Genomic DNA, 23648 nt, shown 5'->3' on the forward strand with positions numbered 1-23648 from the left:
CCTCATGCCACGCATGCCACCCACGCCACCCGCGCCACCCACGCCGGCCGTGCCGCCGCCGACAGACCTGCCGACACCTCCGCCTTGCCCCCCACCGCACACGAACGCGGCTCGCGTTGCCGAATCGCCCGCACCCACGCCGCTGTCGGCGCTCACGTTGGACGACGTGCTGACGGCACAACGCGAAGGACGCGGCTCGTCGCAGGAGATATGGGAAACGTTGATGAGCCTCTCGACGGTCTCGGGGCGTGAGCTTCGCGACAGTTGTCTGGTCGCAAGACCGGCGGATCCCGAAGGACTCACCTTTACCATGGCCACGCTGTTTTGCACGCCCGAGCGGCGCAGAACGCTGGCCGATCTCGAGCGCGCGGGCATCTTCGTCGGTTCCTCGCGACGCACGCCGCTTGCCCCGGAGGACGCCGGTCTGCTGACGAGCGACGAGGGCCTTCGGCTATGGCTGCGCTACGCCGCCTCGCCATCGGCCTATCCCTCGCTTTTCATCGACGCCATTCTGGGCGACACCTTCCCGCCGGAACCGTCCCCGTCGCTCATGCGCGCGCTTCGCGTGCTGATTGCCTGCGGACGCGACACCACCAACGACGTGCCGATATCCAACGTGCCAGGCGAGTGCTATCTCCCGCTCTCGCATTTGTGCAGCCACGTCGCTGCGCCGTGGTTGCCATCGCTGCTGCACCTTGGCGCGAACCCGAATCAGGTGACGGCAAGCGGTGTGCCGCTCGTGGCCTCGGCCATGGCGGCGCAGGCCGACCGGCTTCACACGCAGGGGCATGACTTGTTGATCGCACATGACTCGCTGTACCGCCTCGGCAAGACGCTCTGCACGCATGGCGCCGATCTGGCAATGCCGTCGCGCAAGGGATCGCCACCGGTCATGCTGCTCGCGCTGAACGGCTACTGTGCGGCAGCCGAAGTTCTGCTGGCACTGGGCGCCTCATGCAATACTGCCGCAGGCGATCCGGGCGGCAATACACTGATGCATCAACTTGCCGCGGCCACGCGGCACAAGGCGTGCTCGTTCACGGCGTTTTTCCTCTTTACGCTTGCCCTGCGCTATGGCGGCGATCCCGGGCAGGCGAACCACGCGGGCGTCACGGCCTTGTCGCTGCTGCCGGACAGCCTCTCCCACTTCGCTCGCCTTAGAACGTGTTTGCGATCTTCTGGTCATCCCTGATAATTCGAGGATGACGAGAAAGAAATACGCGAGTGACATAAGCCGAGAGAAGTTCTCGGAGATCGAGCCGCTGTTGCGCAGCGTGCGCCGGCGCACGAAGCCCACGACGGTGGACTTGTACGAGGTGTTTTGCGCGGTGCTGTATCTGTTGCGTACAGGTTGCCAATGGCGCTTCTTGCCCAGCGAGTTTCCCAAGTGGCAAACCGTCTACGCGTATTTCAGCAAATGGAGTCAGCCTGACCAGCACGGCGTGAGCGTGCTGGAGCAGGCACTCAAAAAATCAGGTTGGCGCGGCGCGCACAAGACAGGGACGCAGCGCCAGCACGACGTTCTTGATCGTGGACGCGCAGAGCGTGAAGAACACTGACACGGCAGCGCATAAGGGTTATGACGCGGGCAAGAAGGTGTCGGGCATCAAGCGTCATATTGCCGTAGACACGCAGGGCTTGCCGCACGCCGTGGCGGTAACCACTGCCGAGGTGACCGATCGCAAAGGAGCGTTGCTGGCGTTCGAGCACGGCAAGCCTCGCTTGGGACAGGTGCAAAGTGTGCTGGTCGATGGCGGTTACGTGGGCGAACCCTTCGCGCAGGGCGTGCGCGAGATCTTGGGCGAGCGGGTCACGGTGCAGATCGCCAAACGCAGCGAACTGCATACTTTCAAGGTCCTGCCGCAGCGTTGGGTCGTCGAGCGCAGTTTCGCCTGGCTGGAGAAGAACCGGCGCTTATGGAAGAACTGTGAGCGTTTGCTCAACACCAGCTTGCAGTTTGTCCATCTCGCCTTTTTGGCACTGCTGCTCAGGAGATCGTAAACCGGCTCTTACACAGAAGATGATCGCGCAGGCACGAGAGCGCGCGCGCCATGTGATCGCCAACCCGAAACCGCAGTCCCCCGAGGAGCGCAACGGCACGTCAGCGCCGTCATGATGGCGCAGGCCAGGCGGCTGTGCGAGGCCGGGCACGATCCCCTGCTCCCGCACGAATCGTTGTTTGCGGCGGCCACGTCGCTCCGGCGCGAAGGCGTCGATCTCACGCAGATGCATCTGGACGGCTCCCCGCCCGTGCTCTGGCTCGCGCTGCGCGGCTACTGCGGCGCCGCGGAAGTTCTGTTGGCCCATGAACCCGACTGCAACGTTCCCCGGTTCGCCGGCAATACGCTGATGCACTATCTGGCCGCCGCCACGCGTTGTTCGAGCGACGCCATCTACGCCGACTACATGCTCAACACCGCACTGCGCTACGGCGGCGACCCCACGATCTGCAATCTCGCGGGCGATTCGGCGCTCACGCCGCTCACGCCGCTCACGCCGCTCACGCCCGATCGCATCCGCTTCCTGCGCGCGGGCCTTTCGTTCATCGGCCAAACCCGCAAGAGTGCAACGCTGATGGTCAATAGCCGCCACGGCCCGTTGGCGCGCGCGAACCCGCCCAGCCCGGGGCCATCCCCGCCTGCATCAATGCGGCATTCCGCCGCAGCCCAATAATATGCATTTCATTTACATCTTATAATCGCTCCGCCGGGGCCCCCGAACGTCGTAGTCGTGAATTGAGCCTTGGGGGCACCGGCCACCGAATGCCGCACCGTGCGTCTGATCAGCGAGATGCCACGATGCCGATGAAACGTCCAGCAATGCGACCTAAAACATGCATTTTTGTTGAATCTTATGAACCAAGGAGTCCCGCCATGCTTTCCGCCGCTTCCCGCCCTTATATCGATGCCAGCGTTCCGGTTCTGCGCGAACACGGCCTTGCGATCACGCGTCACTTCTACGCGAGCATGTTCGAAGCGCATCCCGAGCTGCGCAATCTCTTCAATATGGGCAATCAGGCGAGCGGCGCACAACAGCAATCGCTGGCTTCGGCCGTATTCGCTTACGCCGCCAACATCGACAATGCCGCGGCGCTCGCGCCGGTGCTCGAACGTATCGTCCACAAGCACGTCTCGGTCGGCATCACGCCGTCGCACTATCCGATCGTCGGACGCCATCTGCTCGGTGCCATCAAGGACGTATTGGGAGACGCTGCAACGCCGGAGCTGATCGCCGCCTGGGACGAAGCCTACTGGCTGCTCGCCGGCGAATTGATCGCCGCCGAAGCACGGCTCTCCGAGAAAACACACGCCGCGCTGGGCAGCCTGCGCGAACTGGTCGTGGCCGATGTCGACCGCGAAACCGAACACGTCGTGTCGTACTACCTGCGTACGCCGGAAGGCGGCTCGCCGGGCGAGTTCGTCCCGGGTCAGTACGTGAGCGTCTCGGTCACGTTGCCGGACGGTTTGCAACAGCGCCGCCAATACAGCCTCTCCGACGCCCCCGACGCGCCGCACTGGCGCATCACCGTCAAGCGTGAAGCGGCCGACGGGACAAAGCCTGCCGGTCAGGTCTCCAACTGGCTGCACGCCAATCTGAAGGCTGGCGATCGCATTCTGGTGAGCCCGGCATACGGCGAGTTCACACTGCCGCAGAACGACGCCCGGCCGCTCGTGCTGCTCAGCGCCGGTGTCGGCATTACGCCGATGATGTCGATGGTGGCCGCGCTCGCCGCGAAGCGGTCGCATCGCGAGATCGTATTCGCCCACGCCGGGCGCAACGGTTCGCACGTGGCGCTGCGCCGTCATCTGGCGTTCGCCGCCGGGCAGCTGCCGCATCTGCGCGTGGCGACGTTCTTCGAAACGCCGCGGCCCACCGAGCGCGAGGGCGTCGACTACACCTTCGCCGGGCGCATGGACATTGCGCGCCTGTCGCTGCCGGCCGATGCCGACTACCTGCTGTGCGGCCCGGCGGCATTCATGCAGGCACAGTGGCGTGCCCTGCGCGACGCCGGCGTGCCCGCCGAGCGCATGCACCGCGAAGTCTTCGGCCCGGATGCCCTGGACCACTTGCTGTAAATCCAGATCACGATCCGGGAAAAGCGGATCGTCAGCCGTCAACGACAAGGCCCCCGATATTGCGTCGGGGGCCTTGTCGTTCGTGCACAGTCACCGGCGGCAATCGCGCGGGCGCCGCTCGAACGCCCGCGCAGCGCCGGGGCCGCGGGAACGTCGGCGAGCCTTCGGCCCTTCGGCCCGTTCAGTCGATCAGCGCGCCGGACGCGTCGTAGAACGGATGCGAGCCGCCCGCATCGTCCACGAACGCGAGATGGGACACGAGCCCCGTTTGCGGCGTGAAGCGGTGCAGTTGGAAAGCCGGCGGATCGAGCACCCACGCCGACGGACCGCCCTCACGCAGATCGAGCGCCACCTGATGCGCAGGCGACGGGCATACGCTGGCGACGGTCCCCGCGAAACGCGTGTGAATCGGACGATGCACATGTCCGCAAATCACGCGCTCCACGTTGTCGAAACGCTTCACGATCGCCGCCAGGCGCGCGGCCGAGGCCGGATCGAGCGCCTGAACGTCCATATGTTCGATGCCGCACAGAAACGGCGGGTGATGCATCGCGATGACCGTGGGGGTTCCGGTGTCGCTCGCCAGCGTGGCTTCCAACCAGTCGAGGCGTACGTCGCACAGCTTCCCGCCTCCGTTGGGCGGATCCTGCGTGTCGAGCGCCACAAGCCGCATCGGCCCGAACATGGCGGTGTATTGCACGAACTCGCCCGGCTTGCCGAGGTACGTATGCTCGGGGAAGACGTCGCGCAACGCGTCGCGCCCGTCGTGATTGCCCATGACGAGGTAATACGGGATTTGCAGTGGTGCGAGCAGGCGGCGCAGATGCTCGTACTCCTCGCGAGCGCCGAAGTCGACGAGATCGCCCGTGAGCACGACGAACTCGGGACGCGGCGCAAGCGTATTGAGACGCGCCACGCAGCGCTCGAGATAGGCGGCGGTATCGACGCGGCGATACGCCAGCTTGCCGGGGCGTTTGATGTGAAGGTCGCTGATTTGCGCGAACAGCATGAGCGGTTTATCCGTGAAGCGAAAAGACATGGGCGGCGGGCAGCGACAGGCCCACCTTGTCGCCGACGCGGCACTCGCGACGGCTGGAAACCTCGACCAGCACCGGGCCGGCAGCGGACACGCCGCCGAGCACCAGGCGTGTACGGTCGCCGAGGAACTGCACCTCTTCGATCCGGCCCGTGAGCGCGGCGTCATCCGCCGCCACCACGGTGGCGTCTTCCGGACGGAAGTAAAGCTCCTGCACGTCCGCACGCACTTGCGGACAGGCAAGCCGCCCACCCGCCAGATGAAAATGACCGTCGCGCCAGACACCGGCCAGCCGATTGAGCGTGCCGACGAAGTTCGCCACGTGACGCGAGGCCGGCTGATAGTAAATGTCGCGCGGTGCGCCGATCTGCTCGATGCGCCCGGCACTCATCACCACGATGCGGTCCCCCAGCGCCATCGCTTCGTCCTGATCGTGGGTGACATACACGGTGGTGACCCCCAAGCCCCGCAGCAAACGGTCCATATCCGCGCGCACGGTCTCGCGCAATTTCGCATCGAGTGCCGTAAGCGGTTCGTCGAGCAGCAACACACGCGGCTCCGGCGCGAGCGCACGAGCCAGTGCCACGCGCTGCTTCTGACCGCCGGAGAGTTGTGCGATGGCGCGGTCCGCGTACGGCGTGAGATGCACCAGATCAAGCAACTCGTCCACACGCTTGTCGATCTGCGCCGAGGGCAGACCGCGCAACTTGAGGCCGTACGCGACATTGCCGCGCACGGTGAAGTTCGGGAACAGCGCGTAGTTCTGGAACACCATGCCCACGCGCCGCTTTTCGATGGGCAAACGCGTGACGTCTTCGTCGCCGAAGCGAACGCGGCCACCGGCGTCGGGGCGCTCCAGCCCCGCGATCATGCGCAACGTCGTGGTCTTGCCGCATCCCGACGGGCCGAGCAGCACCAGCGTCTCGCCCGCGCCGATCGTCAGATCGAGCGGTTGCAGAACGGTGTTGCCATGGAACGTCTTGGCACAGCGTTCGAGATGAATGGGGATGGAAGTCAGTTTCATCGTCAAATCCTTGGCATTCGGTGGGCGGCCCGCGCAACCGTGAAATCGGAGGCTCAGGTACGACCGCGCGCGTTCCTGACCTTGGCGCGCTGGGCTGTCGTCTGCATGACGATGAGCAGCGGCACGATCAGCACGAAGAACACCGCCGTATAGGCGCTGCCGATTTCCAGGCGCAGGGAGGCGTAGGCATCGGCCAGCCCCACGGGCAGTGTCTTGGTATCGGGCGTATGCAGCATCCATGTGAGGTTGAATTCGCCGAGCGAGAGCGTCACGACAATCAGCGCGGCGGCCACGATTTCGCTGCGAATGTTGGGGAGCACCACGGTCATGAAACGGCGCACGAAGCTGGCACCGAGACTGGCCGCGCCCTCCTCCATGAGCTTGATGCGCGAGTCGGCACAGGCCGCGGCCACGGCGCGCACCATGAACGGCAGCGTGAAGATCACATGGCCGACGATGATGAACGCCAGACTCTCGCGAAAGCCGCGCATACCGCCGTACACGCTGATCAATGCCAGCGCGCTGGCCAGTCCGGGCAATGCGATGGGCAACGTCAACAGTTCCTCTATCCAGCGCGCGAAGCGGCTCTGCCAGCGTGCGAGCACGTAACCGGCGGGCACGCCGAGCAGCGCGACGAGCACGAGCGTGGCCGCGCCGACGTAGAGCGAATTCAGGATGGCATCGTGATAGTCCTGCCAGACCTGAATCACCCACTTGAACGTCAGCCCGGCGGACGGTCCGCGGAAATAGTTCACCGACAATCCGGCGAGGATCGACATCCCGACCGGAATCAGCAGAAACGCGCACATCAGCAGCGTGAGCAGCAGTTGCAGCGTGAAAAGGGTTTTCTTGAGCATGCGGATCAACCTCCGGCGGCGACAGCCTGCCCAGTGAAATTGCGGGCGAGCATCAGCACCGCCCAGGTGACGACACCGAGAATCACGGAGAGTGCCGCCGCCGTCGCCACGTTGGCGTTGAGCGTGAACTCGGTGTAGATGGTCATCGGCAGGACATCGATGTCGGTGGCCAGCGTGAAGGCCGTGCCGAAGGCGCCGACCGAGGTCGCAAAGCACATGGCGCCCGAGGCGATCAGGGCGGGGGCCAGCGCGGGCAGCGTGACGTCGCGGGCAATGGCGAAGGGACCGGCGCCCAGCGACGCCGCCGCTTCCGTGAGCGAGTGATCGAGCGATTCCGCCGCGGCCATCACGGCCAGGATCACCCGCGGAATCGAGAAATACAGATAGCCGAGGAACAGCCCCGCGAGCGAGTAGGCGAACACGAGTTTGTGACCGGCGAACTTCGACGTCAGATCGCCGATCAGGCCCTGACGTCCCGCGAGCATGATGACCATGAAGCCGACCACCACGCCGGGGAACGCCAGCGGCAGGGTGAGCATCGACACGAGCGCCGATTTCCCCGGAAAGTCATGACGGGTGAGGAAGAGGCCCGCCACAAGCGATAACGCCAGTGTTGCCAGCGTCACGAGTGCCGAAAGCACCACGGTCTGCCACAGGCTGTCGAGATAACGCGCGTTGGTGAGAATCGCGCGATAGGTCTCGAGCGCGTGACCGTCGCCGCTGACCTTCACGAGTGCGGCCATCGGCAACAGCCAGAACGCCAGAAAGACCGCCAGTGCCGGTAGCAGAAGTGCCACGCGCCAGCCGCGCGGCAGAGTCAGGTCACGCATCGCTTGCTTTGCTCCTCTTCCTCGTTGGTCGTTGAACGCCGGTATGGTGTGCGCCAGACGACTTAGCGCACGCTCTTGAGGTACTGCTGACCGAAGGCGTCCTGCTGCGCGGCCAGCTTTTGCAGATCGACGGGCTTCACGCGGGCGTAATCGGTCGAGGGCAGAAACTTCGCCGCCACATCGGCCGGCATCGTGTTCGCGCGAACCGGACGCAGGAATGCCTGCGCCCAATGCGCCTGCCCCTTGTCCGAGAGCGTGTAGTCGATCACCTTCTTGCCGTTGTCGGCGTGCGGCGCGTTCTTCACGAGGGCGATCACGTACGGCAGGGACACGCTGCCTTCCATCGGAATCACGAACTGCACGTTGGCGCGGTCCTTGTAGATGGCGCGGTAGGCGTTGAAATCGAAGTCGATCAGGATGGGGATCTCACCCGAGAGCACCCGGGCATAGGCCGTTTGCTTCGGCACGATCGGGGCGTTGGCCTTGAGCTTCTGGAAGAAGCCGATGGCCGGGCCGAAGTTCTCCATCGAACCGCCGAGCGCCTGATTGGCGGCAATCGCCGCGGCATAGCCCGCAAACGCGCTGCTCGGGTCCAGATAGCCCACCATGCCGCGATATTCCGGCTTGAGCAGGTCGGCCCACGAACGGGGCACCGGCTTGCCTTCCAGGGCGTCACGGTTCACGAAGAAGCCGACGGTACCCGAGTGGATGGTCGTCCACATACCGTTCGGATCCTTGAGGTTGGCCGGCACCTGGTCCCAGTTCGCCGGCTTGTACGGGGCGAGCAGGCCCTTCTTCGCGGCTTCGATGGCCGACGTGATACCGAGATAGACGATGTCGGCGACCGGCGCCTTCTGTTCGGCGATCAGTTGGGCCACCGCCTGGCCCGAATTCTTGTTGTCGAGCGGCACGCGAATGCCGGTGTCCTGCGCAATCGACTTGACCTGGCCGGCCCAGTCCGCCCATTCCGGCGGGCAGTTGTAGCAGATTGCCGTCTGCTGAGCCTGCGCGGCGCTAGCGCCGAGCATCGTAAACAACGCCAGCGTGCGGGCGGCGCGGGTAATCCAAAGCTTCATTTCTGGGCTCCTGAAAGTCTGAGCGTGGGCAGCATGCAAATGCTGCCGCGGGTTACGTTCTCTACAGTGCGTGACTGTCCGATACGGGCCTCGCGGCCGGATGCCTGATTGCCTTGGCCGTCGCTGTTCTCTCTTTACGGAGTCAGTCGTGGGCCGCTTCCTTGCTTCCTTGCTGGTTACTTCGGTGACTTCAAAATCGTTGCGCTGCCTCTGCACCGTCCTGTATGCCGCCCTCTGCGCGGTGCGTCCGTGGCGGCTTCATCCTCGTCTGCCCGGCGGCGCCGCGACCGTGCCGCCCCGGCGGACTTCGTGCGGCAGGATCAGCGCATGGCCGAGCTCAGCGTCCTGCGTGGCGCCCGCACCGGCGGCGACGGCACGTCCTTCGATCTGGGCGAGCAGACGCTGTGCGGCGTGACGTCCGATGTCCACGCTCGGCTGCACGACGGTGGCAAGCGTGGGCGAGAGCAGTTCGCCTACGGCCAGGCCGTCGAAGCCGAGGACCGAGATGTCGTCCGGCACCCGCAGGCCGGCTTCGCGCAGGGCGCGCATGACGCCCAGAGCCAGCAGATCGTTGGAACAGAACAGGGCCGTGGGACGCGCGCCGTCGCGCTCGCGCCGCGCCAGCCATTCGCGAACCCGCTCACCGCGCGCACCGCTGTTGAAATCGATTTCGAAGGCGGGCAGCGGCGTGAGACCGGCAGCCTGCATGGCATCCCCGTAGCCGAGATAGCGACGTTTGGCACGGTCCGACGCATGCAGCGCCCCCGTCACCATGACGATGTCGCGATGCCCCGCCTCGATCAGCATGGCAACGCCCTGCGCTGCCGCAGCGCGGTTATCGACGGAGACGCACGGACGGTCCGGCGCATCGTTGTAGACGAGTTGGCAGGCCACCCCTTCGGCGGCGAGATCGTCGATGAGCGCGCTGTGCTCGGCGTCGGCGAGGGTGAGCAGCAGACCGTCCACCCGCTGTTGCAGCAGGGTTTCGATGGCGTTGCGCTCGCGCTCGGGATCGTATTGGGTGGTGACGAGCAGCAGACGGCGGCCGGTCCCGTCGATGGCGGCTTCGATGCCTTCGAGGCAATCGGCGAAGACCGGGTTGCCCAGCGTGGGGAGCATGACGCCGATCAGACCGGTGCGTTCGCCGCGCAGTTGGCGACCGAGCGCGTTGGGCCGGAACTTCAGCTCGGTGGCGGCGGCCTGCACACGGGCGAGCGTTTCGGGACGCACGAGATGCGGCGAGTTGAGCGCGCGCGACACGGTCGCAATCGAGCATCCTGCACGCTGTGCCACGTCCCGAATATCAGCCCCACCCCGCTCCTCCTATCTGGACCGTCATTTTTGGCGTTGACGGATTTTACGCAAATGTAAACGTTTACGAAAACGTTTTCATTTAGGGATTGTATGGAGGCTTTGTGATGAATTCGTGACAGGAAATTCGTCGATGCGGGCGTACAACGGTCGACGGGATAAGGCGGGACGCGGGTGCGCCGTCCCCCCTGCTAGGCGCGAGGCTCGCTGAATCGGACGATATCCGGCGATGAATTTGATGGGCCATGCGGAATGGCCCCGTCGGGGGGCGGTGGCGATGCGTTGCCAATACCCCCGCGGATACCCGCAATCACACGGCGGGGGGTTGCTGCGAAGGCGCCTCGGACTTATCCGTAGGCTTGCCGGGCAGGTTTCCGGGTTTCAAGGCGGTGGCCGTGTTGTCGGCCGGTACCGATGGCGCCCGGCGTACTGGCCCGCCGAGGTAGGCTTGCTCCTCGCGAGTGATGTTGTACTCCGTTAGCAGAGCCCTGACTTCCTCGACGCGTTCGCGTGGGACGAATCGATCGATTGTCGATACGTACCTTTGAACGATATCGACGCCGTACGGCTTGTCGTTCAGGAGGCATCGCAATGCCGGCACGACCTCCTCTGACCCGAGGCAGGACAGGTTCGCGGCGAACTGTGCCAGCACCGCCTGCTTGATGGAGTCCAGATCGTCTTCGCGGCCGTCTCTGGCAACCTCGTCAACATAGTTGCTGACGAAGGTGCGCCATGCGTCGTCGCCTGCGGATACTGCCCGCCCCCACGCACTCGCCATTAGAGAGACGGGCGGTGCCCGCCGGATACCGCCGGCGGCTGGCGCCTAAAACGCGACGTGCTGCGCGCGCACGTTGCGCAGGGCATCGCTACCCGCGATACAGGAACGGCCCACAGGCGCCGCCACGGCCATTGTCACGGGTTCACCGAGATTGCGATTGCGCAGTCGACGGGTCTGCGACGCGCCCGAAGTGACTTCCACTCTCAGCGTTGCATTGCCTTGCACCATGAACATGCCTCGGGCAACCTGGCCATCGTGAATCTCACCGGCTCACGCGGCATAGGGATAGCCGAGTTCGTCGCGATCGACGTAGTCACCATCGCCTCCGAATCACTCCATGAAATCGTCGAAGGCATCGTACGGAGACATCTCAGGCTGTGCGGAACGTTGCCCGGCGCCAGAAAACGTGTGCGCGAAACCTTCCGGATTCGGCGCCTGAGCTGGCGGCGGTGTTTCGACAACGGGCGGGGGGCGTTTGAATCGTGGCGGAATCAATCTTCATCATGATGGCTCTCCATCGGGTGGTTGGAGATTTCATCTTGGTCGCGATACGTCACACCACTTTAAGAGACGGCCGCACGACTTCGGCTTTCGGAACGCGGCCCCCACAGGTCAAGCGTCGTCCCAACGAACAGGCAGGATGCCGCCTATACTGGAATTCCCCCTCGCAACGGCTCCAACGGGGACATCACGGCAGCCCCTTCCATACACGACCGGAAAGGCCATGAACGACTATCACTTCCTCACGCTGTGGCGGCTCACTGCACCGCTCGATGAAGTCTGGGACACCCTGCGCGATGTCGACCACTGGGCGCGCTGGTGGCCGTGCGTGCGAGACGTCCGCACGCTCGATCCGGGAGACGCCGATGGCGTCGGCGCCGTGCGCCAACTGACGTGGCACGGCGCGCTCCCCTACTCTCTCACCTTCGACACACGCGTCACGCACGTCGACCCGATGCGCGAAGTGCGCACTTCCGCGACCGGCGAAGCCGAAGGGACCGGCGTCTGGCGCTTCGATACGGAAGGCTCGATTACCGTCGTTCGGTATGCGTGGGACGTCCATACCAGGCGGGAATGGATGAACAAGCTCGCGCCGCTCGCCCGCCCGCTGTTCCGCTGGAATCACAACTATGTGATGCGCCGGGGCGGCGAAGGTCTGGCCGCGACGCTCAATGCGCATCTGGTCGAGTGCCTCGATACGGACCTGCCGCCCGCTGCCATCGGCAAGGACCGCGACCGCCGCGAACTTCGGGAGGCCCGCTCGCGGGTCAGTCAAGACGCTCGGCACTAGGCAGCACGGCGCGCCAGCATAAGGCTGCGCCGTATCGTTCAGTAGCGCTCATGCCCCCGGTGGCGACGGACATCGGACGACGCTGTTCAGCGTCGCTCCGGCCCAATGCCGACACGCCTCCGAAGCGCCCTCCTTCTGCTATTCCATTCCGGAATACACGATCCCGCACATTTCATTATTTTTTATATCGACGGATGCCTAGACTTGTGGACATCCGGCGCTCATGCCGTGGCGCTTGCCGTCCGACATCTGCCGCCCCACAAGACAATCAGCTCCAGGAGATCTCGTGAGCCTTGCGACTGCGCCGCTGCTGCGGCATTACGTGGATGGCGCCTTCGTGGCCACCGACCGTCAGTTCGATAATCTCAGCCCGGTCGACGGGCGGCTCGTCGCAAAGGTCTGCGAAGCCGATGCCGCCACCGTCGACCATGCGGTGAGCGCCGCCCGGCGCGCCCTGCACGAAGGCCCGTGGGGCAAGACCACGCCCGCCGAGCGCGCCGCCGTGCTGCACCGCATTGCCGATGGCATTCAGGCCCGCTTCGACGAGTTCGTCGCCGCCGAAGTCGCCGACACCGGCCGTCCCGTGGAGCAGGCCCGCACGCTGGACATCGCTCGCGGCATCGCCAACTTCCGCATGTTCGCCGACCTGATCAAGACCGCCGGCAGCGAGGTGTACGAGATGCGCGCCGCCGATGGTGGCGACGTCATGAATTACGTCACCCGCAAGCCGCTCGGCGTCATCGGCATCATCTCGCCGTGGAACCTGCCGCTGCTGCTCTTCACGTGGAAAGTCGCCCCGGCGCTGGCAATGGGCAACTGCGTCGTTGCGAAGCCGTCGGAAGAAACGTCGTCGTCCGCCACGCTGCTCGCCGAAGTCATGGACGCCGCCGGTGTGCCGCCGGGTGTCTTCAACCTCGTGCATGGCTTCGGCCCGCAATCGGCAGGCGAATTCCTCACGAAACACCCGGACGTGGCCGCCATCACCTTCACCGGCGAATCGCGCACCGGCAGCGCCATCATGAAAGCCGTGGCCGACGGCGTGAAGGAAATTTCGTTCGAACTCGGCGGCAAGAACGCGGCGGTCGTGTTCGCCGACGCCGATTTCGAGAAGGCCGTGGACGGCGTAGTGCGTTCGTCGTTCACCAACGCCGGACAAGTGTGCCTGTGCTCGGAGCGAGTGTATGTCGAGCGTCCGATCTTCGACCGGTTCGTCGCGGCATTGGCCGAGCGCGCCGCTGCATTGCGGATCGACGCCCCCGACGCCGACGGCGTGCAGATGGGGCCGCTCGTTTCTCGCAAGCATCGCGAGAAGGTGCTCTCTTACTATCGTCTCGCCGTCGAAGAGGGCGCAACGGTCGTCACCGGCGGCGGCGTGCCGACTTTCGGCGATGCGCGCGACGACGGCGCCTTCGTCCAGCCCACGGTATGGACCGGCTTGCCCGATACGGCGCGCTGCGTGCGTGAAGAGATCTTCGGACCGGTCTGCCACATCGCCCCGTTCGACAGCGAGGACGAAGTGATCCGCCGCGTGAACGACAGCGACTACGGCCTGGCCGGCTGCGTGTGGACGACCGACCTGTCGCGCGCGCATCGCGTGGCGCGCCAGTTCCAGACCGGACTCGTGTGGGTCAATACCTGGTTCCTGCGTGACCTGCGCACGCCGTTCGGCGGAGTGAAGCTCTCGGGGCTGGGGCGTGAGGGCGGACGCCATTCGCTCGATTTCTATTCCGAAATCACCAATATCTGCATCAAGCTCTGAAACGCGCCCATGGCGACTTTTGAGCGGAGCCCGAAGCGAGTTAGAAGCAAGCTGTGAGGCGACCGTGCGGCAATTCCGATGGGGGTCGGGACTGCCGCACCCGCGCGCCGTTCGAACCGGCACATCGGATATACCACGGAGACACCCATCCATGAGCGCATCGCAAGACACCCAAGCCCGCGTGGTCGAAGGCAAGGCCAGACCGCGCGGCAAGTTCCCGCACATCAAGCGTGCCGGCGACTTCCTCTTCGTCTCGGGCACCAGTTCGCGGCGCCCCGACAATTCCTATGCCGGCGCGCAGGTCGATGCCCTCGGTGTCACGCAACTCGACATCCGCGAGCAGACCCGCGCGGTAATCGAGAACATCCGCGACATTCTTGCGAGCGAAGGCGCCACACTGGCGGATGTCGTCGAGATCGGCTCGTTCCTCGTGAACATGAACGACTTCGGCGGCTACAACGAGGTGTATGGCGAGTATTTCGACGAGAACGGCCCCACGCGTACGACGGTGGCCGTTCATCAGTTGCCGCATCCGTTGCTGCTCATCGAGATCAAATGCGTGGCGTACGCGCCGCGCGGGCGCTGAGCCCTTCGCCCCTCACCGATCCCTACCCCTGACGCGGCATGCCCCGGGAGACAACATGTTGACGTATGGCAAACCTTTCAACTTCCAGCGCTGGATCGACGATCACGCGCATCTGCTCAAGCCGCCGGTCGGCAACCAGCAGGTCTGGCAGGACAGCGATTTCATCGTGACGGTCGTCGGCGGCCCCAACCATCGCACCGACTACCACGACGATCCGCTCGAAGAGTTTTTCTACCAGTTCAGGGGCAACGCCTGGGTCAACCTGTGGATCGACGGCCGCCCCGAGCGGGTGGATCTCAAGGAAGGCGACATCTTCCTGCTGCCGCCGCACGTGCGGCATTCGCCCCAGCGTCCCGAAGACGGCAGCCTGTGTCTCGTGATCGAGCGTCAGCGCCCCGCGGGACTGCTCGACGGCTTCGAATGGTACTGCCTGAAGTGCAACGCGCAGGTCCATCGCGTGGAAGTCCAGCTCAAGAGCATCGTGACGGATCTGCCGCCGCTGTTCGAAGCGTTCTACGGCGACGAATCGCTGCGCCGGTGCCCCGGTTGCGGCGAGATTCATCCGGGCCGCGCCGCGCAGCCGAAGACCACGGTGCCTGCCTGACCTACAGCAACGTCATCAACACATCACACGCCACGTCATGAAGAAAATCGACATGCACGCCCACTTCTTCCCGCGCATCACGCGAGAAGAAGCGGCCCGCCTGGATGCCGCCACCGCCCCCTGGCTGCGTATCGACGAAGGCGGCGAGACCGGCAACATCATGCTCGAGAACCGCGCATTCCGTCCGGTCTACCGCGCCCTGTGGGATCCCGCGCTGCGTATCGAGGAACTCGACCGCCACGGCGTCGACCTCCAGGTGGTCTGCGCCACGCCGATCATGTTCGGCTACCGCTACGAAGGCCGTGCCGTGATGGACTGGGTGCAGCGCATGAACGATCTGGCGCTGGAGCATTGCGCCTACGCCCCGGAGCGCCTGAAACCCATGGCGCAGGTGCCGCTGCAAGACCTCGATCTGGCCTGCGCGGAGGCCTCGCGAGCCAAGGCGACCGGCCACGTCGGTGTGCAGATCGGCAACCATCTGGGTGAAAAAGATCTGGACGACGAACAGCTCGTGGCGTTTTTGCGGCACTGCGGCAACGAACACATCCCCGTGCTCGTGCACCCGTGGGACATGATGACCGATGGCCGCATGAAGAAGTGGATGATGCCCTGGCTCGTCGCCATGCCCGCCGAGACGCAGCTCTCCATTCTTTCGCTGATTCTCTCAGGGGCGCTCGAGCGCCTGCCGCGCTCGCTCAAGCTGTGCTTCGCGCACGGCGGCGGCGCCTTCCCGTACCTGCTGGGCCGCGCGGAGAACGCCTGGCATTGCCGCGACATCGTGCGCGCCGACAGCCCGCACCCGCCGTCGCACTATCTGGACCGTTTCTATGTCGACAGCGCCGTGTTCGACCCGCGCGCGCTGCGCCTGCTCGTCGACACGATGGGCGCGGAGCGCATCATGCTCGGCTCGGACCATCCGTTCCCGCTCGGCGAACAGAACATCGGCCATCTGGTCGCGCAGCAGCCGGGGCTGGACGAGGCGGCCCGCCGTCGCATTCTGGCAGGCAACGCCATCGAGTTCTTCGGCCTGTGACTGGTGCTTTCCCGAGGTGTTTTTGAAAACGCTTGCCTACGCAATAGGCGTCGTTTAGGCTGGACACTGAAATACTTGATGCTTAAACAATTCTTTCAGTTTTGAAATAGTCCGACGCGCCTGGCCTGCGATGACCGACGTGAAGAAGCGGTCAGGTATCCCGGCGCGAGTCCGCAGATGACAGTGCTTGAATTCATAGTTTGGAGACCATGATGACGGGAACGAAGACCACGCAACGCAAGGCCGTCGCAGTCCTTGGCGCCATCGCCGCGGCCGCGGCGATGTTCGCATCGGGCGGCGCGCACGCACAGGTGAAGATCGGCTTCATCGGCACGCTCTCAGGCCCGGGCGGTGCGCTTGGACAGGATCAGTACGACGCCTTCATGCTCGCCATCGAGCAAAAAGGCGGCAAGCTCGGCGGCGTGCCGGTGCAGGTGATCAAGGAAGACGACCAGCTCAAGCCCGATGTCGGCGTGCAGGCGGCGCAAAAGCTGGTGGAGCGCGACAAGGTGCAACTCATCACCGGCGTGACGTTCTCGAACGTGATGATGGCCATCCACAAGAACGTGACGAACGCGGGCGTGGTCATGGTCGGCTCGAACGCCGGTCCGGCGCCGATTGCCGGCGAGCAATGTTCCCCGAACTTCTTCTCGACGTCGTGGGATAACGACGAGCTGCACGAAGCCGGCGGCCAGCTCTCGACCAATCTGGGCTACAAGAAGATGTACGTGATGGCCCCGAACTACCAGGCCGGACGCGACGCCGTGAACGGCTTCAAGCGCGACTACAAGGGCCAGATCGTCGACGAGGTCTACACGCAGGTCAACCAGCCGGACTACTCGGCGGAAATCGCGCAGTTGCAGGCGGCCAAGCCGGATGCCGTCTATGTCTTCTACCCGGGCGGCATGGGCGTGAATTTCGTCAAGCAGTACCGTCAGGCGGGCCTGCTCGGCAAGATTCCGCTGATCTCCGTATCGACCATCGACGGCTCGACCCTGCCCGCGCTCAAGGAACAGGCCATCGGCAGCATTACGAGCGCGCCGTACTCGCCGGACCTCGATAACGCACAGAACAAGCAGTTTGTTGCGGCCTTCCAGAAAAAGTACAACCGCGTGCCGTCGATGTACGCCGCGCAGTCGTACGACGCCGCCAATCTGATCGACTCCGCCCTCACGAAGACCAAAGGCAGCGTGGCCGATCGCGAAGCACTGCGCGCCGCCCTCAAGGCCGCCGACTTCCAGTCGGTGCGCGGCGCCTTCAAGTTCGCGAGCAACCAGTTCCCGATCGCGCCGTTCTATCGCGTGGATGTCGTGAAGGACGCCAGCGGTGCGGCGTTCGCCAACAAGGGGCGAATCGATATCAAGACGCGCGCCAACCTGGCGTCGATGTGCAAGATCCGGTCATAAGCCACCGGGCGCTGCAAGGCGGGGGCAGCCGGCCCCCGCTGTCTTTGAGCTTTATCGAGGGTTTATGAAGCACTACCGCAATTTCGACGACGCCGAGCTGGACGTCCAGTACAACGCTCGCGCCACCACACCCAACGTTCTCGACATCCTGAAGCTGTACGCCGAGCACAGCGCGCAGGCCCGCGCCGTCGTGCCCTGCGTTCTCGATGTCGCCTACGGGGATCACCCCGACGAAACACTCGACATCTTCCCGGCTGCCACCCCCGGCGCACCTGTGCTCTTCTTCGTTCACGGCGGCTACTGGCGTGCCCTGAACAAGAGCGATTCGAGCAATATGGCGCCCGCGTTCACCCGCGCCGGCGCAACCGTCGTCGCCATCAACTATTCGCTCGCCCCCGGCGCCTCGCTCGACACCATCGTCGACCAGACGCGCCGCGCGCTGGCGTGGGTGCACCGCCATATCGGCGAGCATCATGGCGACGCCCGCCGCATTCATGTCTGCGGCAGCTCGGCGGGCGGTCATCTCGTCGGCATGCTGCTCGCGAAGGGGTGGCATGCGCAGTACGACGTGCCGCAAGACGTCATCGCCGGTGCGGCGCCGCTGTCGGGTCTGTTCGATCTCACGCCGATTCCGTTCACGCACATCAACGCGTGGATGAATCTGTCGGCCGACGATGCGCGGCGAAACAGCCCGATCTTCCTGCTGCCCGAGCGCGGTTGCCCGCTCGTCGTGTCCTATGGCGAGACGGAGACGGCCGAGTTCAAGCGTCAGACGGACGATTATCTCGGCGCATGGCGCGAGAAAGGCTTTCCGGGCGAGTACGTGCCGATGCCGGGGACCAATCACTTCGACATCGTGCTCACGCTGAACGACCCGGCCAGCCCGCTGACGCAAGCCATCTTCCGCCAGATGGGCCTGCCCCGGGAGACGCCATGAGCCTCACGCTTTTCATCATGCAGTGCCTGAACGGGCTGCAACTCGGGGTACTGCTGTTCCTGATGGCCGCCGGTCTGACGCTGGTGTTCGGCATCATGAACTTCGTCAATCTCGCGCATGGCTCGCTCTACATGATGGGCGCGTTCATCGCAGCGACCGTCTACAACCACACGGGCTCGTTCGCGCTCGCGGCGCTCGCGATCGTCCCGGCCATGCTGGTACTGGGCCTCATCGTCGAATTCGTCGCTCTCAAGACACTCTACGACCGCGACCACCTCGACCAGGTGCTGGCCACGTTCGGCCTGATCCTGTTCTTCAACGAACTGGCGCGCATGATCTGGGGTCCGTCGCCGTACTACATGGAAGTGCCCGAGTGGCTGTCCGGCACGGTCAGTCTCTTCGGCCTCGATTACCCGGCGTATCGCTTCCTGATCATTGTGGTGGGCCTCGCGGTTGCGCTCGGCTGCTATCTCCTGATTCACCGCACGCGCATCGGCATGCTGATTCGCGCCGGTTCGACGCACCGGCAGATGGTCGGTGCGCTCGGGGTGAACATCGTGTTGCTCAACTCGCTGCTGTTCGGTCTGGGCGCGATCCTCGCGGGCATTGCCGGGCTGATGGCGGGTCCGATTCTGTCCGTGCAGCCGGGCATGGGCGAGCCAATCCTGATTCTGACGATGGTCGTGATCGTGATCGGCGGCATCGGGTCGGTGCGCGGCGCGTTTCTCGCCGCACTCATCGTCGGCGTGGTCGATACCGTGGGCCGCACCGCGCTGCCCACGCTGCTGCGCAGCCTGATGGAGCGCAGTACCGCCGATACGGCCGGTCCGGCGCTCGCGTCGATGCTCATCTATCTGGTCATGGCGGCAGTGCTTGCGGTGCGCCCGCAAGGACTCTTCCCGGTAAAACATGGCTGATCCGCGGCTGATCGCCCAAGAGAAACGATGGAAATGAAACTCAATCTACGCACCGCCGTGCCGATTCTGCTGCTGGTTCTGCTGGCGCTGGTGCCGCTGTACGCGACGTTTGCCCAGCAACCGTTCTTCCTCACCCTGTTCGGGCGCATCGTCGTGTTCGCGATCGCAGCCGTCTCGCTCGATCTGATTCTGGGGTACGGCGGCATGGTCAGCTTCGGCCATGCGCTGTATCTCGGTCTCGGCGCTTACATCGTGGGCATCATGAGCTTTCACGGTATCGACAACGGGTTCGTGCACCTCGGCGCGACATTGCTGCTGTGCGCCGTCGTCGGTGGTATTACCGGTCTGCTCTCGCTGCGCACGACCGGCATCGCCTTCATCATGATTACGCTCGCGTTCGCCCAAATGTTCTACTTCCTCGCCGTGAGCCTGAAGCAGTACGGCGGCGACGACGGGCTGCCCGTGTCGGCCGGCAGCCGTTTCGGCAGCGTGACGCTGGACGATCCTGCGGTGCTGTACTACGTGGCGTTCGCGGTGCTCTGCCTGTGCGTCTGGGCCGGACGCCGCCTGGTCGAAGCACGCTTCGGCATGGTCATTCGCGGCTCGCGCCAGAACGACCGCCGCATGCGCGCGCTCGGATACCCCACGCTGCGCTACAAACTGGCGGCCTACGTCATCAGCGCGATGGTGTGCGGTGTCGCGGGCATGCTCTACGCGAACCTCACGCACTTCGTCTCCCCCGCCTACCTGGCGTGGACGGCTTCCGGCGAGCTGATCGTGATGGTCGTCCTGGGCGGTCTGGGCTCGTTCTTCGGGCCGCTGCTGGGCAGCACGGCAATGCTGCTGATCGAAGAGTGGCTCAAGGGCATGACGGAGCACTGGATGATTATCTTCGGCCCGCTCGTCGTCGTGTCCGTGCTCGTGTCGCGACGCGGTCTCTACGGCCTGCTCGGCGACCTTCAGGTTCGGCTGTCGCGCCGTACGCGCGCCGTGGAGGGCAAAGCATGAGCCTGCTCCGTGTCGACCAACTGGTCAAACGCTACGGCGGACTGACCGCCACCGATCACTTCTGTCTCGAGGTCGCGCCGGGTGAGCTGCACGCCATCATCGGGCCGAACGGCGCGGGCAAGAGCACGCTCATTGGCCAGCTCGCGGGCGAACTGCGCTCCGACGAGGGCAGCATTCACTTCGACGGACAGGACATCACCTCGATGCCTATCGAGCAACGCGCCCGCTCGGGACTCGCGCGCTCGTATCAGATCACCTCGGTGTTTCGCGAATTCACGGCGCTCGAGAATGTGCTCGTGGCCGTGCAGGCCATGCAAGGACACAGTTTCCGATTCTGGCGTCCGGCAATTCGCGAAGCCGCGCTCGTCGAACCGGCACGCGAGATTCTGGCGCGCACTGGTCTGGCCGGGCGCATGAACGTGCCGGCCAGCGCACTGGCGCACGGCGAGCATCGTCAACTCGAACTGGCAATGGCGCTCGCGGGACGTCCGAAACTGCTGCTGCTCGACGAACCGATGGCCGGTATGTCGCAGGCCGAGTCCGAGCAAATGACGCATCTACTCGCCGATCTGAAGGGCGACTATGCCATCGTCCTCGTGGAACACGACATGGACGCCGTGTTCGCGCTGGCCGATCGCATCACCGTGCTCGTCTACGGACGCGCCATCGCCTGCGGCAACGCCGACACGATCCGCAGCGACGCGGGCGTGCGCGAGGCCTATCTCGGGGACGAAACCCGCAACGAAATGCTGGGAGCCACGGCATGAGCACCTTGTTGTCTTTGTCTGGCGTCGAGTCGTACTACGGGGCGAGTCAGGCGCTGTTCGGCATGCATCTGGAAATCGAGCGCGGTGCGTTCGTCACCCTGCTCGGGCGCAACGGCATGGGCAAGTCGACCACCGTGAAATCGATGACGGGACTGATGCGGCCCGCGCGCGGGGAAATCGTGTTCGACGGAAAGCCGGTACATGCCAGCCCGTCGCATCGCATTGCCCGTGCGGGGATGGGACTTGTGCCTGAAGGGCGTCAGATTTTCCCCACGTTGACCGTGCGCGAGAATCTTGTGGCCACGGCGGGCAATCGTCACGGGGCAAGTTCGCCGTGGACGCTCGAGCGTATCTACGGACTGTTTCCGCGACTGCGCGAGCGTGAGAAAAATCTCGGGAGCAATCTGTCCGGCGGTGAGCAGCAAATGCTCGCCATCGGTCGTGCCTTGATGACGAATCCGAAATTACTCATTCTCGACGAGGCCACCGAAGGCCTTGCGCCGCTCATTCGCGGTGAAATCTGGCAATGCCTGAAGCAACTCAAAGGCAGCGGCCTGTCCATCCTCTGCATCGACAAGAATCTGGCGCCAATGCTCGAACTCGGCGACCAGCACTACATCGTCGACAAGGGCCGTGTGGCTTGGCAGGGCGACTCCTCCAAGCTGCGTCGCTCGCTCCCGGAATTACAGGCGTATCTCGGCGTCTGAGTCGTCCGTGCACGGGCGTACATCACATTTCTGCGTACACTCTACGGCACCTCGTCTACACGAGGTGCGTAGTACTCGATAGGTGTCAGACGCAAAAATCGGGAGTGTTTTGTGAAAGCACCCAGCGAAACTATGTGGTGCAATCGGCTCCGCTTGATTGACTTTGCAAGCACTCCCGATCAACAACTCACGACACCGGTCAGGACTATGGCTTACTCGAATACGCCTTCGAATCCCTTCCGCTGGCTGCTCTCACAGGACACCGGTGCGCCGCCGCCCGCCGAGCCGGCTCACGTCAAGAACGGTCTGCCTGCGGATCTTCCGCTCAACATCAAGGAGCTGCCACGCACGCCGCTTCCCAAACTGGAAGTGTTTCCCGACGAACTGCTCGCATTGCGAAAACATCTCGGCATGTCGCGCAACGTCTTCGCGCATTACCTGCGCACGAACCCGCGTACGCTTGAGAACTGGGAACAGGGGCGCGCGCGTCCGAACGCGCAGGCGGCGTGTCTGATCCGGCTCGTGCAGCAGAACCCGGGGCTGGTTTCGTCGCTCGCGCGTCTCTGAGTCGGCAAGAACGACGGCGATCCCGCCCGTGCGGCGGATCGCATCGATACGAGAAGGGGGCGTACCGATTCGTCGGTACGCCCCCATTTTTACACGCCGACAGTCGCTCGCGAACCGGCTACGGTTTGAGCCCGCAGACTTCTCGCAGGCAGGTGACGAAGCGCGCGCACGCCGGGCTGGGCGACTTGTCCGCGCGCAGCGAATAACCCACGTCACCGAAGCTCCCCGGCATCGTATCGGCCAGCACGCGCAGCAGGCCGGACTCCACGAACGGCGTAGCGGCAGCGCGCGGCATCAGCGCCACGCGTGGCGTCTCCAGCATGAGACCGATGTTGGTGAGAACCGACAGCGACTCCACGACATCCTCCGGCAAGGCGAGCCCGGCATCGTGAAACAGCCGCTCGGCAGCGAGCCGCGACGGCGACTCGGGCACCGGCAGAATCCACGCCTGCTCGCGCAATTGCGCGAGCGGCACGCGCTCCGGTACGTGCGACCAGTGCCGCTTGCCGCCGATCACACTGAGCGATTCGTTGAAGAGGACTTCGTGCGTCAGGGCAAAGGCATTGGCCACCGGCAGCGAGCGTTCGGGCAACCGCCCCACGACAATGTCCAGATCGCCGCTGGCCAGCGCCGGGAACAGTTGTGCCGTGGTGGCTTCGCGTACCGTCACGAGCACCCCGGGAGTACGCGCCTTGAGCATAGCGATCGTGCGCGGCAGCAGGTCCGCGGCGGCCGAAATCAGTGTGCCGACGATGACGTGACCGCTGGTGCCGGCGCTGAACGCATTCACCTCGTCCGTCAGGTACCGCAGTTCGGCCATCAGCGACTTCACGCGATGACCGAGCAGTTCGCCCAGCTCCGTGGGCTGCATGCCGCGGTTGCTGCGAACGAAAAGCGGCCCTTCGAAGCAGGCCTCAAGCTCATGCACGATCTTGCTTACCGCAGGTTGCGTGAGCCCGGTTTCGTTGGCGGCACGCACGAGCGACCCCGTTTCGAGCACGCGGTCGAAGACCTGAAGCTGGTGAAACTTGAGCTTTCGTCCGAGATTGAGGGCTGTCCAGGGAAGTGATCGCATCGG

At 64.6% G+C, this 23648-nt stretch carries 25 protein-coding genes; 16 read left to right on the forward strand and 9 right to left on the reverse strand.

Annotation, left to right across the window (positions count from 1 at the left end; genetic code table 11):
- Positions 1–4 precede the first annotated feature (4 nt).
- The 4 genes from AB870_RS15550 to hmpA all read left to right on the forward strand — a co-directional run bounded on the left by AB870_RS15550 (position 5) and on the right by hmpA (position 4076).
- Positions 5–1192, forward strand: coding sequence for an ankyrin repeat domain-containing protein (locus AB870_RS15550; RefSeq protein ID WP_157112355.1), 1188 nt, complete (start codon positions 5–7; stop codon positions 1190–1192).
- A gap of 10 nt (positions 1193–1202) precedes the next feature.
- A protein-coding gene (locus tag AB870_RS25700) for an IS5 family transposase (RefSeq protein WP_418303967.1) occupies positions 1203–2001 on the forward strand; the annotation gives its coding sequence in 2 pieces (ribosomal slippage) (positions 1203–1474 and positions 1473–2001; 801 coding nt in all).
- A gap of 111 nt (positions 2002–2112) precedes the next feature.
- Positions 2113–2673 carry a hypothetical protein gene (locus AB870_RS15565; protein WP_047905416.1) on the forward strand — a complete coding sequence of 187 codons (561 nt, stop codon included), beginning with the start codon at positions 2113–2115 and terminating at the stop codon, positions 2671–2673.
- A 200-nt stretch (positions 2674–2873) separates the two neighbouring features.
- Complete coding sequence (gene hmpA, locus AB870_RS15570) at positions 2874–4076, forward strand: NO-inducible flavohemoprotein (protein ID WP_047905417.1); 1203 nt, start codon at positions 2874–2876, stop codon at positions 4074–4076.
- Between the two features lie 181 nt (positions 4077–4257).
- On the opposite strand, the gene AB870_RS15575 is transcribed toward hmpA, so the two are convergent.
- From AB870_RS15575 to AB870_RS15610, 8 genes are all read right to left on the reverse strand, one after another.
- A complete protein-coding gene (locus AB870_RS15575) occupies positions 4258–5085 on the reverse strand; it encodes a phosphodiesterase (RefSeq protein WP_047905418.1) in 828 nt (275 codons plus the stop codon).
- A gap of 7 nt (positions 5086–5092) precedes the next feature.
- Positions 5093–6136 carry an ABC transporter ATP-binding protein gene (locus AB870_RS15580; protein ID WP_047905419.1) on the reverse strand — a complete coding sequence of 348 codons (1044 nt, stop codon included), beginning with the start codon at positions 6134–6136 and terminating at the stop codon, positions 5093–5095.
- 53 nt (positions 6137–6189) lie between these two features.
- Positions 6190–6993: an ABC transporter permease gene (locus tag AB870_RS15585; protein ID WP_053059402.1), complete on the reverse strand. Its 804-nt coding sequence runs from the start codon at positions 6991–6993 to the stop codon at positions 6190–6192.
- A gap of 5 nt (positions 6994–6998) precedes the next feature.
- Positions 6999–7823 (reverse strand): ABC transporter permease, encoded by an 825-nt coding sequence (locus tag AB870_RS15590; protein WP_047905421.1) that lies wholly within the window; start codon positions 7821–7823, stop codon positions 6999–7001.
- A gap of 62 nt (positions 7824–7885) precedes the next feature.
- Entirely contained in the window at positions 7886–8899 is a 1014-nt protein-coding gene (locus AB870_RS15595; RefSeq protein WP_047905422.1) for an extracellular solute-binding protein, read from the reverse strand.
- A 258-nt stretch (positions 8900–9157) separates the two neighbouring features.
- On the reverse strand, positions 9158–10201 hold the full coding sequence (locus AB870_RS15600; RefSeq protein ID WP_047905423.1) for a LacI family DNA-binding transcriptional regulator: 1044 nt from the start codon (positions 10199–10201) through the stop codon (positions 9158–9160).
- Between the two features lie 319 nt (positions 10202–10520).
- Positions 10521–10988, reverse strand: coding sequence for a hypothetical protein (locus AB870_RS15605; RefSeq protein ID WP_047905424.1), 468 nt, complete (start codon positions 10986–10988; stop codon positions 10521–10523).
- Between the two features lie 45 nt (positions 10989–11033).
- Positions 11034–11216 (reverse strand): hypothetical protein, encoded by a 183-nt coding sequence (locus tag AB870_RS15610; RefSeq protein ID WP_071386891.1) that lies wholly within the window; start codon positions 11214–11216, stop codon positions 11034–11036.
- A 496-nt stretch (positions 11217–11712) separates the two neighbouring features.
- Here AB870_RS15610 and AB870_RS15615 point away from each other — a divergent pair, with 496 nt between their 5' ends.
- From AB870_RS15615 to AB870_RS15670, 12 genes are all read left to right on the forward strand, one after another.
- The gene (locus AB870_RS15615; RefSeq protein ID WP_047905426.1) at positions 11713–12279 is read left to right on the forward strand and encodes an SRPBCC family protein; all 567 of its coding nucleotides are present in this window, start codon (positions 11713–11715) and stop codon (positions 12277–12279) included.
- Positions 12280–12565: 286 nt separating this feature from the next.
- A complete protein-coding gene (locus AB870_RS15620) occupies positions 12566–14038 on the forward strand; it encodes a 2-hydroxymuconic semialdehyde dehydrogenase (protein ID WP_047905427.1) in 1473 nt (490 codons plus the stop codon).
- A 151-nt stretch (positions 14039–14189) separates the two neighbouring features.
- Positions 14190–14624, forward strand: a complete 435-nt coding sequence (locus AB870_RS15625; protein ID WP_047905428.1) for a RidA family protein — start codon at positions 14190–14192, stop codon at positions 14622–14624.
- Between the two features lie 55 nt (positions 14625–14679).
- Positions 14680–15228 (forward strand): 3-hydroxyanthranilate 3,4-dioxygenase, encoded by a 549-nt coding sequence (locus tag AB870_RS15630; protein WP_047905429.1) that lies wholly within the window; start codon positions 14680–14682, stop codon positions 15226–15228.
- Between the two features lie 37 nt (positions 15229–15265).
- The gene (locus AB870_RS15635) at positions 15266–16261 is read left to right on the forward strand and encodes an amidohydrolase family protein (protein WP_047905430.1); all 996 of its coding nucleotides are present in this window, start codon (positions 15266–15268) and stop codon (positions 16259–16261) included.
- Positions 16262–16473: 212 nt separating this feature from the next.
- Complete coding sequence (locus AB870_RS15640; protein WP_047908268.1) at positions 16474–17667, forward strand: ABC transporter substrate-binding protein; 1194 nt, start codon at positions 16474–16476, stop codon at positions 17665–17667.
- A gap of 64 nt (positions 17668–17731) precedes the next feature.
- Complete coding sequence (locus tag AB870_RS15645; protein ID WP_047905431.1) at positions 17732–18604, forward strand: alpha/beta hydrolase; 873 nt, start codon at positions 17732–17734, stop codon at positions 18602–18604.
- Positions 18601–19521, forward strand: coding sequence for a branched-chain amino acid ABC transporter permease (locus tag AB870_RS15650; protein ID WP_047905432.1), 921 nt, complete (start codon positions 18601–18603; stop codon positions 19519–19521). The genes AB870_RS15645 and AB870_RS15650 overlap by 4 nt, the downstream gene beginning before the upstream one ends.
- Before the next feature lie 33 nt (positions 19522–19554).
- A complete protein-coding gene (locus AB870_RS15655) occupies positions 19555–20529 on the forward strand; it encodes a branched-chain amino acid ABC transporter permease (RefSeq protein WP_064674925.1) in 975 nt (324 codons plus the stop codon).
- On the forward strand, positions 20526–21296 hold the full coding sequence (locus AB870_RS15660; RefSeq protein WP_047905434.1) for an ABC transporter ATP-binding protein: 771 nt from the start codon (positions 20526–20528) through the stop codon (positions 21294–21296). The genes AB870_RS15655 and AB870_RS15660 overlap by 4 nt, the downstream gene beginning before the upstream one ends.
- Entirely contained in the window at positions 21293–22003 is a 711-nt protein-coding gene (locus AB870_RS15665; protein WP_047905435.1) for an ABC transporter ATP-binding protein, read from the forward strand. The genes AB870_RS15660 and AB870_RS15665 overlap by 4 nt, the downstream gene beginning before the upstream one ends.
- Before the next feature lie 207 nt (positions 22004–22210).
- Entirely contained in the window at positions 22211–22570 is a 360-nt protein-coding gene (locus AB870_RS15670; RefSeq protein ID WP_017234237.1) for a helix-turn-helix domain-containing protein, read from the forward strand.
- Positions 22571–22688: 118 nt separating this feature from the next.
- Here AB870_RS15670 and AB870_RS15675 read toward each other — a convergent pair whose 3' ends face one another.
- The gene (locus AB870_RS15675) at positions 22689–23645 is read right to left on the reverse strand and encodes a LysR substrate-binding domain-containing protein (RefSeq protein ID WP_047905436.1); all 957 of its coding nucleotides are present in this window, start codon (positions 23643–23645) and stop codon (positions 22689–22691) included.
- Positions 23646–23648 lie beyond the last annotated feature (3 nt).

The organism is Pandoraea faecigallinarum (assembly GCF_001029105.3).
Lineage (GTDB): Bacteria > Pseudomonadota > Gammaproteobacteria > Burkholderiales > Burkholderiaceae > Pandoraea > Pandoraea faecigallinarum.

Bases quoted from the DNA above. Each gene is read 5' to 3' on its own strand.
- AB870_RS15595 (WP_047905422.1), bottom strand. From the start codon at position 8,899: ATGAAGCTTTGGATTACCCGCGCCGCCCGCACGCTGGCGTTGTTTACG.
- AB870_RS15575 (WP_047905418.1), bottom strand. From the start codon at position 5,085: ATGCTGTTCGCGCAAATCAGCGACCTTCACATCAAACGCCCCGGCAAG.
- AB870_RS15565 (WP_047905416.1), top strand. From the start codon at position 2,113: ATGATGGCGCAGGCCAGGCGGCTGTGCGAGGCCGGGCACGATCCCCTG.
- AB870_RS15630 (WP_047905429.1), top strand. From the start codon at position 14,680: ATGTTGACGTATGGCAAACCTTTCAACTTCCAGCGCTGGATCGACGAT.
- AB870_RS15645 (WP_047905431.1), top strand. From the start codon at position 17,732: ATGAAGCACTACCGCAATTTCGACGACGCCGAGCTGGACGTCCAGTAC.
- AB870_RS15585 (WP_053059402.1), bottom strand. From the start codon at position 6,993: ATGCTCAAGAAAACCCTTTTCACGCTGCAACTGCTGCTCACGCTGCTG.
- AB870_RS15655 (WP_064674925.1), top strand. From the start codon at position 19,555: ATGAAACTCAATCTACGCACCGCCGTGCCGATTCTGCTGCTGGTTCTG.
- AB870_RS15665 (WP_047905435.1), top strand. From the start codon at position 21,293: ATGAGCACCTTGTTGTCTTTGTCTGGCGTCGAGTCGTACTACGGGGCG.
- hmpA (WP_047905417.1), top strand. From the start codon at position 2,874: ATGCTTTCCGCCGCTTCCCGCCCTTATATCGATGCCAGCGTTCCGGTT.
- AB870_RS15660 (WP_047905434.1), top strand. From the start codon at position 20,526: ATGAGCCTGCTCCGTGTCGACCAACTGGTCAAACGCTACGGCGGACTG.
- AB870_RS15580 (WP_047905419.1), bottom strand. From the start codon at position 6,136: ATGAAACTGACTTCCATCCCCATTCATCTCGAACGCTGTGCCAAGACG.
- AB870_RS15650 (WP_047905432.1), top strand. From the start codon at position 18,601: ATGAGCCTCACGCTTTTCATCATGCAGTGCCTGAACGGGCTGCAACTC.
- AB870_RS15625 (WP_047905428.1), top strand. From the start codon at position 14,190: ATGAGCGCATCGCAAGACACCCAAGCCCGCGTGGTCGAAGGCAAGGCC.
- AB870_RS15635 (WP_047905430.1), top strand. From the start codon at position 15,266: ATGAAGAAAATCGACATGCACGCCCACTTCTTCCCGCGCATCACGCGA.
- AB870_RS15670 (WP_017234237.1), top strand. From the start codon at position 22,211: ATGGCTTACTCGAATACGCCTTCGAATCCCTTCCGCTGGCTGCTCTCA.
- AB870_RS15590 (WP_047905421.1), bottom strand. From the start codon at position 7,823: ATGCGTGACCTGACTCTGCCGCGCGGCTGGCGCGTGGCACTTCTGCTA.
- AB870_RS15615 (WP_047905426.1), top strand. From the start codon at position 11,713: ATGAACGACTATCACTTCCTCACGCTGTGGCGGCTCACTGCACCGCTC.
- AB870_RS15640 (WP_047908268.1), top strand. From the start codon at position 16,474: ATGACGGGAACGAAGACCACGCAACGCAAGGCCGTCGCAGTCCTTGGC.
- AB870_RS15675 (WP_047905436.1), bottom strand. From the start codon at position 23,645: ATGCGATCACTTCCCTGGACAGCCCTCAATCTCGGACGAAAGCTCAAG.
- AB870_RS15605 (WP_047905424.1), bottom strand. From the start codon at position 10,988: ATGGCGAGTGCGTGGGGGCGGGCAGTATCCGCAGGCGACGACGCATGG.
- AB870_RS15610 (WP_071386891.1), bottom strand. From the start codon at position 11,216: ATGGTGCAAGGCAATGCAACGCTGAGAGTGGAAGTCACTTCGGGCGCG.
- AB870_RS15550 (WP_157112355.1), top strand. From the start codon at position 5: ATGCCACGCATGCCACCCACGCCACCCGCGCCACCCACGCCGGCCGTG.